The organism is Myxococcus sp. AM011, assembly GCF_013372595.1.
GTDB lineage: Bacteria > Myxococcota > Myxococcia > Myxococcales > Myxococcaceae > Myxococcus > Myxococcus eversor.
In genome coordinates this window covers 1-1,944 of sequence record NZ_JABXEM010000528.1, presented here as the reverse complement: position 1 = coordinate 1,944, position 1,944 = coordinate 1, and the positions used below count along the sequence as shown (strand labels likewise).

The following is a 1,944-nucleotide window of genomic DNA, read 5'->3' as shown; positions in this document are numbered from 1 at the left end:
CACCCGGGGTGATGGGGCGCCCGAGCATACGCAAGGCAACATCTGCCCCTCCCTCCCCCACCCGAGGTGATGGGTGGTGAACGCATGCCAGGGATTGGCGCGACGCGGCGGTCGCTTCGGGCCCGGGGCATGCAGCAGGGCTCCAAGGTGGGTGCTAGGGTGCCTTCCACACATGGCGGCCGACTCCGAGAGCACGTTCCGCATCCAGGCACGGGCGGATCTGCATGGCTCCGAGCGAGGGCGCGGTGATGCGGGCAAGAGCGACAGAGGCCCCGGCACGCTCGCGGGCGAGTACATCCTCAAGGCCCTGCTCGCCTCCGGTGGCCACGGCAGCGTCTATGAAGCCGAGCACCGGATTCTGGGCCGCCGCGCCGCGGTGAAGGTGCTGCATCCCCACCTGGCGGACCAGGGCGAGATGCTCAAGCGCTTCGTTCGCGAGGCCCGCGTGGTGAACCAGATTCGCCACCCCAACATCGTGGATGTCTATGACTTCGGGCTGATGCCGGACGGCAGCCCCTACTACGTCATGGAACTGCTCGCGGGCCGCACGCTGGGCCAGGTGGTGCAGGAGCGCGGCCGGCTGTCCGCGTCCCGAGCGCGCGCCTACCTGGAGCCCGTGTGCGGCGCGCTGGAGGCGGCGCACCGCGCGGGCGTCGTCCACCGCGACCTGAAGGCCAGCAACATCCTCGTCGTGGAGGAGGGCGAGAAGCCCCGGGTGAAGCTGCTCGACTTCGGCATCGCCAAGCTGATGCACGCGGAGGGCTCGCAGGAGGGCCTCACCATCGCCGGCCAGCGGCTGGGCACCGCGCACGCCATGGCCCCCGAGCAGTTCCGCGGCGGCACCATTGGCCCGTACACGGACATCTACGCGCTGGGCGTGCTGCTGCACCAGTTGCTCACCGGCCGCTACCCGTTCCTCTGCGAGGACCGGATGGAACTGGAGCGGCTGCACCTGGAGGCCCCCGCGCCCAGGCCCAGCGCCATCGCCCCGGTGTCCCCCGCCGTGGACGCAGTGGTGCTGCGCTGCCTGGAGAAGGACGCCAGCCGCCGCTTCACCACCGTGGGCGCCTTCCTCGCCGCGCTCGCGGACGCCGCCGAGGAGCCCGTGCAGCCCGCCCACCGCTCCCGGCTGGCGCTCGCCGTCCACGCCGAGGTGGTGCTTCCCTCCGCCGCCCAGGACGACGACGCGATGTACGCGGTGCTCGCCGACGTGCTGGATGGCCTGGAGCAGGGCCTGCGCGGCGGCGGCTTCCTGCTCGCGCTCCAGTCCGGCACCACGCTCCTGGCCGTGCGCCCCCTGGAGAACGGCGCGCCCACCCCGGAGCGCACCGCGTACCTGCGCGAGGCCGAGCGCTCCCTGCGCATCCTCCAGCAGGCCGCGCAGAAGCTCGCCGACCCCGTGGATGCCACCGTCCACCTGTGCCTTCACCTGGGCCAGGCCGAGACGCGCGGCGACACCGGTGAGTCCGAAGTCGTCGGAGGCCCCGTCACCGACGTGGGCGCCTGGCGACTGCGCGGACCCGAGGGCTTCGCCCTCACCCCCGCCGCCGTCCTGTCCCTGGAATTCCCGGAACCGATTTAGACATCCCTGGAATGACAGGTCTTCGTTGATTCCACCTCATCCATGACTCCCCGAGTCCTGGACTTTACACCCTGACTGTTATGATTCATCCGCCACGGGAAAATTATTGCCCCTGCGGCATGCAAGCCGGCTGAACCCCCTGCAAAACTTGTCGAACCCATCAGTCACAGCGGCATTATTTGGGAATGCTGGAACTGATGGGCGACAAGGTGGCCAGCGAGCGCTGACCGCCACACACGGGGGAAAAGCATGCACCACACACCAGCCTCGCCGTCGCGTCGTCACACCAGCACCCACCCGTCTCGGGGTCGGGGATGGATGGTGGGGCTCCTGAGCCTGGCGCTGGGAGCGGGGGCCTGCGG

Annotated in this window: 1 protein-coding gene; it reads left to right on the top strand. The window is 70.2% G+C overall.

Translation table 11 applies throughout. The features are described 5' to 3' along the window. The first annotated feature begins 172 nt into the window (after window positions 1-172). The gene (locus HUW62_RS47030; protein WP_163869515.1) at window positions 173-1,582 is read left to right on the top strand and encodes a serine/threonine-protein kinase; all 1,410 of its coding nucleotides are present in this window, start codon (window positions 173-175) and stop codon (window positions 1,580-1,582) included. Window positions 1,583-1,944: the final 362 nt, after the last annotated feature.